The sequence below is a fragment of the Aromatoleum toluvorans genome (assembly GCF_012910905.1).
Taxonomy (GTDB): Bacteria; Pseudomonadota; Gammaproteobacteria; order Burkholderiales; family Rhodocyclaceae; genus Aromatoleum; species Aromatoleum toluvorans.
Genome location: NZ_WTVN01000069.1, coordinates 1 through 7,225, shown reverse-complemented (window position 1 = coordinate 7,225; position 7,225 = coordinate 1). Strand labels below are relative to the sequence as shown.

The 7,225-nt window shown below is 65.5% G+C and carries 5 protein-coding genes; all 5 read left to right on the top strand.

What is annotated here, in order from left to right:
• A partial coding sequence (aceF, locus tag GPA22_RS22085; protein WP_211169298.1) for a dihydrolipoyllysine-residue acetyltransferase occupies nucleotides 1–1,343 on the top strand: 1,343 nt, incomplete at its 5' end.
• 12 nt (nucleotides 1,344–1,355) lie between these two features.
• Nucleotides 1,356–3,149, top strand: a complete 1,794-nt coding sequence (lpdA, locus tag GPA22_RS22080) for a dihydrolipoyl dehydrogenase (protein ID WP_169258225.1) — start codon at nucleotides 1,356–1,358, stop codon at nucleotides 3,147–3,149.
• 183 nt (nucleotides 3,150–3,332) lie between these two features.
• Nucleotides 3,333–3,494: a hypothetical protein gene (locus GPA22_RS22075; protein WP_169258224.1), complete on the top strand. Its 162-nt coding sequence runs from the start codon at nucleotides 3,333–3,335 to the stop codon at nucleotides 3,492–3,494.
• Nucleotides 3,495–3,639: 145 nt separating this feature from the next.
• The gene (locus GPA22_RS22070) at nucleotides 3,640–5,448 is read left to right on the top strand and encodes a GGDEF domain-containing protein (protein WP_169258223.1); all 1,809 of its coding nucleotides are present in this window, start codon (nucleotides 3,640–3,642) and stop codon (nucleotides 5,446–5,448) included.
• Between the two features lie 356 nt (nucleotides 5,449–5,804).
• Nucleotides 5,805–7,043: a flagellin gene (locus GPA22_RS22065; protein WP_169258222.1), complete on the top strand. Its 1,239-nt coding sequence runs from the start codon at nucleotides 5,805–5,807 to the stop codon at nucleotides 7,041–7,043.
• Nucleotides 7,044–7,225 lie beyond the last annotated feature (182 nt).

Sequence of the window (7,225 nt, the reverse complement as noted above, 5' to 3'; positions counted from 1 at the left end):
CTGCAGCGCCGGCCGCTGCCGGCCCGATCGAAGTCGCGGTGCCGGACATCGGCGACTTCTCCGACGTGCCGGTGATCGAGCTCTTCGTGAAGGTCGGCGACACCATCAAGGTCGATGACGCGATCGCGACGCTCGAATCCGACAAGGCGACGATGGACGTGCCCTCGTCGGCCGCCGGTGTCGTCAAGGAAGTGAAGGTCAAGCTCGGCGACAAGGTGTCCCAGGGCGCCGTGCTGATCGTCGTCGAAGGCGCCGGTGCCGCCCCGGCTGCTGCTCCAGCCGCCCCCGCAGCCCCGGCCGCTGCCGGCAACACCGCCGTCCAGGCCACCCCGGCCGCTTCGACCGCCGCCTTCAGCCAGTCGGCGCTTTCCGCGCCGGCCGCCGCCGCGGCGCCGTCCGCCGTGACCTTGGGCGGCAAGGTGCATGCGAGCCCGTCGGTGCGCGCCTACTCGCGTGAGCTCGGCGTCGATCTCGCACAGGTCAGGGCGACCGGCCCGAAAGGCCGCGTCCTGAAGGAAGACGTCACCGCCTTCGTGAAGGGCGCGATGCAGACCGGCGTCGTTCCGGGCAAGACCGCGGCCGCGGCCGCGGGTGCGAGCCTCGGCGGCGGCCTTGATCTGCTGCCCTGGCCGAAGGTCGATTTCGCGAAGTTCGGCGAGATCGAGACCAAGCCGCTGTCGCGCATCAAGAAGATCTCGGCGCAGAACCTCGCGCGCAACTGGGTGATGATCCCGGCCGTGACCTATCACGAGGACGCCGACATCACCGATCTCGAGGCCTTCCGCGTCGCGATCAACAAGGAAAACGAGAAGTCGGGCAAGAAGCTCACGATGCTCGCCTTCATCATCAAGGCCTCCGTACGCGCGCTGCAGCAGTTCCCCGAGTTCAATTCCTCGCTCGACGGCGACAACCTCGTCCTCAAGAAGTACTTCAACATCGGCTTCGCGGCCGATACGCCGAACGGGCTCGTCGTGCCGGTCGTGAAGAACGCCGACAAGAAGAGCGTGTTCGAGATCGCCGCCGAAACCGGCGAACTCGCGAAGAAGGCGCGCGACGGCAAGCTCGGCCCGGCCGACATGTCTGGCGCCTGCTTCACGATCTCCTCGCTCGGCGGCATCGGCGGCACCTACTTCGCGCCGATCGTCAATGCGCCGGAAGTCGCGATCCTCGGCGTCAACAAGTCGGTGATGAAGCCGGTGTGGGACGGCAAGGCTTTCGCGCCGCGCCTGACCCTGCCGATGTCGCTGACCGCAGACCACCGCGTCATCGACGGCGCGCTGGCGACCCGCTTCAACGTCTATCTCGCTCAACTGCTGGCCGACTTCCGTCGGGTCATGCTGTAAGGAGGCCGCACCATGAGCCAAGTTGAAGTCAAGGTTCCGGATATCGGCGATTTCGATTCCGTCCCGGTGATCGAGCTGTTCGTGAAGGTTGGCGACACCATCAAGGTCGACGACGCGATCTGCACGCTCGAATCGGACAAGGCGACGATGGACGTGCCCTCCTCGGCCGCCGGCGTCGTCACCGAAGTGCTGGTCAAGGTCGGCGACAAGGTCGGCGAAGGCGCCGTGCTGCTGAAGGTGGAGTCCACGACTGCCTCGGCAGCGACCTCGGCAGGCGCCGGCGCCGCCGCTGCGGCAGCCCCGGCGCCGGCCGCTGCACCCGCTGCCGCTCCGGTCGCAGCCCCGACCGCCGCGAGCCATTCCGGCGCGGCCGACATCGAGTGCGACATGCTCGTGCTCGGCGCCGGCCCCGGCGGCTACTCGGCCGCTTTCCGTTCGGCCGACCTCGGTCTCAAGACCGTGATCGTCGAGCGCTACGCGACCCTCGGCGGCGTATGCCTGAACGTCGGCTGCATCCCGTCGAAGGCGCTGCTGCACGTCGCCGCGGTGATGGACGAGGCCGAGCACATGTCGGCCGCCGGCATCACCTTCGCGAAGCCGACCGTCGACATCGACGCGCTGCGTACCCACAAGAACAAGGTCGTGGGCAAGCTCACCGGCGGTCTCGCCGGCATGGCCAAGGGCCGCAAGGTCGATGTCGTGCGCGGCTACGGCAGCTTCCTCGACCCGAACCACGTCGAAGTCGAAGTCACGACCGGCGACGCACAGGACAAGACCGGCGAGAAGAAGGTCATCAAGTTCAAGCAGTGCATCATCGCCGCGGGCTCCGCTGCGGTGCACCTGCCCTTCATCCCGCGCGACCCGCGCATCGTCGATTCGACCGGTGCGCTGGAACTGCGCTTCGTGCCGCAGAAGATGCTCGTCATCGGCGGCGGCATCATCGGCCTGGAAATGGCGACCGTCTATTCGACACTCGGCACCCGTGTCGATGTCGTCGAAATGCTCGACGGCCTGATGCAGGGCCCGGACCGCGACGCCGTCAAGGTGTGGGAGAAGCAGAACACCCACCGTTTCGACAACGTGATGCTGAAGACCAAGACCGTCGCCGTCGAGGCGAAGGACGACGGTCTGTGGGTCACCTTCGAAGGCGACAAGGCTCCGCAAGGCCCGCAGCGCTACGACATGATCCTGCAGGCCGCGGGCCGCAGCCCGAACGGCAAGAAGATCGGCGCAGAGAAGGCAGGCATCGTCGTCACGGACCGCGGCTTCATCCCGGTCGACGCGCAGATGCGCACCAACGTGCCCAACATCTTCGCGATCGGCGACGTCGTCGGCAACCCGATGCTCGCGCACAAGGCGGTGCATGAGGCGCACGTCGCTGCGGAAGTCGCTGCCGGCGAGAAGTCGGCCTTCGACGCCACCGTGATCCCGGGCGTCGCCTACACCCATCCGGAAGTGGCGTGGGTCGGCTACACCGAGGAGCAGGCCAAGAAGGAAGGCCGCAAGGTCGAGACCGCCAAGTTCCCGTGGGCCGCCTCCGGCCGCGCGATCGCCAACGGCGCGGACTACGGCTTCACCAAGCTGATCTTCGACGCCGAGACGCATCGCGTGATCGGTGGCGCCATCGTCGGCCCGTCGGCCGGCGACATGATCGGCGAAGTGTGCCTCGCCATCGAGATGGGCGCGGACGCGGTGGATATCGGCAAGACCATTCACCCGCACCCGACGCTCGGCGAAACGGTCGGCATGGCCGCGGAAGTCGCCCACGGCAGTTGCACCGACGTGCCGCCGCCGCGCAAGAAGTAACGCAGGAACGGCAGGACCATGATCAAGGGGCGCTTCGGCGCCCCTTCTTCTTTTCGCGGTTCCACCCGCCTCCGACACGCGAACGCTGCAGCCTCGACTTGCCGCCCGAGTCTATTACTGTATATACTTACAGCACTCGATCAACACGGCCCCGCAGAGGGCTCTCTTCCGACGGAGACCAACATGGAACAGTGGATCAATCGACTGCTGATGGGCTGTGGCAGCGCCGCCGGCCTGATGCTCGGCACCGGCCAGGTCGTCGAGGCGACGACGCTCGCGACCGCAACGATCCTTGCAGTGCTGTTCATGCGCCATCAGGCCCGCATCGCTTCCGACGACCGCTAAGGTTCATAAGGCCATCCCGCGGCAGGCATCGGGGGAAACAGCATGCCAGGACATCACCTGAAACGATGACGTATACATAGGCATGGAGCCATCGGGCCGATCTCCCTATAATCGTCGAACACCTTGTCCATGAACGCCGTCGTCGATGTCCGCTCCAACCCAGCCGTCGGAAATTGCCCGCGAAGTCCTGCGCCTGTTTGCGGCGCGGCGCATCTCACCCACCCCGGACAATTTCCGCAGCCTGTACTACGAGGTTGCCGGCACGCCGGACGCCGACGGCCCTTTCCCGGACAAGTTCGTCCGCGTTCTCGCGCGCCAGTTGCCGCGCGACACCGGCGAACGTGCCCGGATCGCCCGCCAGCTCGAGCAGGCACTCGCGGAAAACAATCCTGATGCCTGCCGCCAGGCACTGGCCGAGTATCTGGCCAGCCTGAGGATCGACCAGCCGCCCCCCTGGAATGAGCTGATCGGTACCCTCCTTCGGCAGTGGGAGTCCCGGCAAGTCGGATGGACCGCCGCACGCAAGCGCGAATCGCTCGACCACGTCCTCGGCGCCAACGATCCGGCAACGCTGTTCATGCGGCTTCAGGGACTGGTTCGCTCGTGGCTGCAAGCGCCGGCAGATCCCGCATCGCCGGCACCGCCCGCATCGGTCCAAGCTGCTACGCTTCCTGCCGCCGACACCTCCGAGGCAGGCAACAACGCGCGCCCCGACGTACGTGTCCTTGCCTCCGGCGAAACCGGCGAGTTTCTGGCCGCCTATCAGGAACTCCTGCAACTCGCGCTCGACTCGGTAGTGCCACCACTGCTTGCCGAGCTGCCCGACCTCGCGCAGGAAGCCGGCAAGTTCTCCCATGCGGTCAAGACGGCCACCAGCGCCGAGGATCTGCGCGCCATTGCCACACGGCTGCGCAAATTCGCCTACCGACTCGAGATGGTTGGCGGGGATCGCGCCGAAATCCAGGCCGGCATCATCAACCTGCTGCGCCTTCTGCTGGAGAACATCGACCAGATCGTCGTCGACGACAGCTGGCTCGGCGGCCAGATCGAACTCCTGCGCGACGTCCTCGGCAAACCGGCGAACGTGCGTCTCATCGACGATGCCGAACGCCGCCTGCGCGACATCATCTACAAGCAGAGCCAGCTCAAGCACAACCACTCGGAAGCCCAGCGCTCGCTCAAGGAAATGCTGGCCGGCTTCGTGGATCACCTCGCCAGCTTCGCAGAATCCACCGGCACCTACCACGACCGCATCGACACCTGCGCGGACCGGATTTCCGCTGCACGCGACATTGCCGAAATCGGCGACGTGCTCGGCGAAGTCATGCGCGAATCGCAATCGATGCGTGAGCAGGCCAGCCGCTCTCGAGACGAACTGCAGGCGACGCGCGAACGCGTCCGCGAGGCAGAGGCGCGCATGACCGAGTTGCAGCAGCAACTTGACGAAGCCAGCCGCCTGATGCGCCACGATCAGCTCACCGGGGTGCTCAACCGCCGCGGCCTGGCGGAGGCCTTCGAAAAGGAAGCCGCCCGCGCGCGCCGCCACGGCGGCACACTGAGTCTCGCCCTGCTCGATCTCGACAACTTCAAGCAACTCAACGACAACTTCGGCCATCGCACCGGCGACGAAGCGCTGGTCCACCTCGCCACCATCATCCGCAAGAGCCTCCGCCCCCAGGACACCCTCTCCCGCCACGGCGGCGAGGAGTTCATCCTCCTCTACCCCGACACCACCCTCGACCAGGCCCAGGCGGCGCTCATACGTCTGCAGCGCGAACTCACACGCAACTTCTTCCTGTCGCACGAAAGCAAGCTCCTCATCACCTTCAGCGCAGGCGTCACCGAATGGACGCCCGCCGACACCATGGACACGGCCATCCAGCGCGCCGACGAAGCGATGTATGCGGCCAAGCAGGCAGGCAAGAACAAGGTCATCGCGCATCCGCCCGCCTGAGCCGGACAATTCGCGCTGCAATCAACGCCCGCATCACCGTTCGGACTGAGCCTGTCGAAGGTCGGGATTCCGGCAAGGCTTCGACAGGCCTGTCCTGAGCGAAGCGGCAGGGCTCAGCCCGAACGGTATCGGGTGGGCGGCTGAATAAGGCCCGAAGCACGATTGCGGCCGATCGCCACGGGCCACGGCCCCATGTCGATTCCATCGTCACCGCCGGAAAAATCTGCTTGCAAATTCCCTAAAGTTTTTTCGGGGGTCTCCGTTAATGAACCCAACGGCAGACAAAACGCCCGCGCAGATGCACACAGGGCATGAAGCCGGGATAACCGAAGTCAATTCTCGTCAGGAGAAACATCATGGCACAAGTCATCAACACCAACGTTGCCTCGCTCAATGCGCAGCGTAACCTGAACACCTCCGGCGCCTCGCTCGCGACCTCGCTGCAGCGCCTGTCCTCGGGCCTGCGCATCAACAGCGCGAAGGACGACGCGGCCGGCCTCGCGATTTCGGAACGCTTCGGCGCGCAGATCCGCGGCCTGAACCAGGCCGTGCGCAACGCCAACGACGGCATCTCGCTCGCACAGACCGCCGAAGGCGCACTCGGCGAGATCGGCAACAACCTTCAGCGCATTCGCGAACTGGCCGTGCAGTCGCGCAACGCGACGAACTCCGACGAAGACCGCGCCGCGCTGCAGAAGGAAGTCATCCAGCTCAAGGCGGAAATCGACCGCGTTGCCGACAACACGACCTTTAACGGCAAGAAACTGATCAACGGCGACTTCACCGCTCAGGACTTCCAGGTTGGCGCGGATCAGGGACAGATCATCACGGTCAGCAATATTGCAGACGCGAACATTGCCGTATTGGGTAGCTGGACCTCGGCGGCAGCGACGGCGACCACGAGTGCCGCTGTCGGCACCATTACCAGCGGTTCGGTCACGGGCACGACTACGAGCGCCTACCAGTACGATCTCAAAATCGACGGTAACTCGCTCTTCTCAAAGACTGTAGCCATAGGCGCTACCGCCGCTTCGATCGTAACCGGTGCTGAGCTGGATACGGCATGGACGACGTTTGCGGGCACAGCAGCCGGCGCTGGATACACCCTGACCGGAACGTTTGCAGCTGGCACGGCCGTCATTTCCAAGAAAGACGGTACCGACATGGCCATTACCTCGACCGGTACCGGTGGTGCTGGCGGCACCGTAACGAACCCTTCATTCGGTGCCGGATTTGTCGCCTCCTTCACTAACGGGGACGCCGTTGGCACCACGATGACCGGTTTCGCCGGCCTCGACATCTCGACCACCGCTGGGGCTGACAATGCGATCGTCGCAATGGACGCGGCACTGAAAGCGGTCAACGGCGCCCGAGCGGATCTCGGTGCGATCCAGAACCGCTTCTCCTCGACGATCGCCAACCTGCAGACCACGTCGGAGAACCTGTCCGCCTCCCGCAGCCGCATCCTCGACGCCGACTTCGCCCAGGAAACCGCGAACCTGACCCGCGGCCAGATTCTGCAGCAAGCCGGTACCGCGATGCTCGCCCAGGCGAACTCGCTGCCGAACAACGTGCTGAGCCTGCTCCGCGGCTAAGCGTCGGTTAGACTGGCAACACCCACAGGCGCGGGGCTCGTGAGAGTCTCGCGCCTGTGGCCCATCGGAGAGGTGGAATCATGACCATTCAGAACATCCCCAGCAACGCAGCCGCGATGAACGCCAGCGTGACGCGGACGGTCACCGGCGAACGCAGCACGATTTCCAGTCCGGCCGCGCCC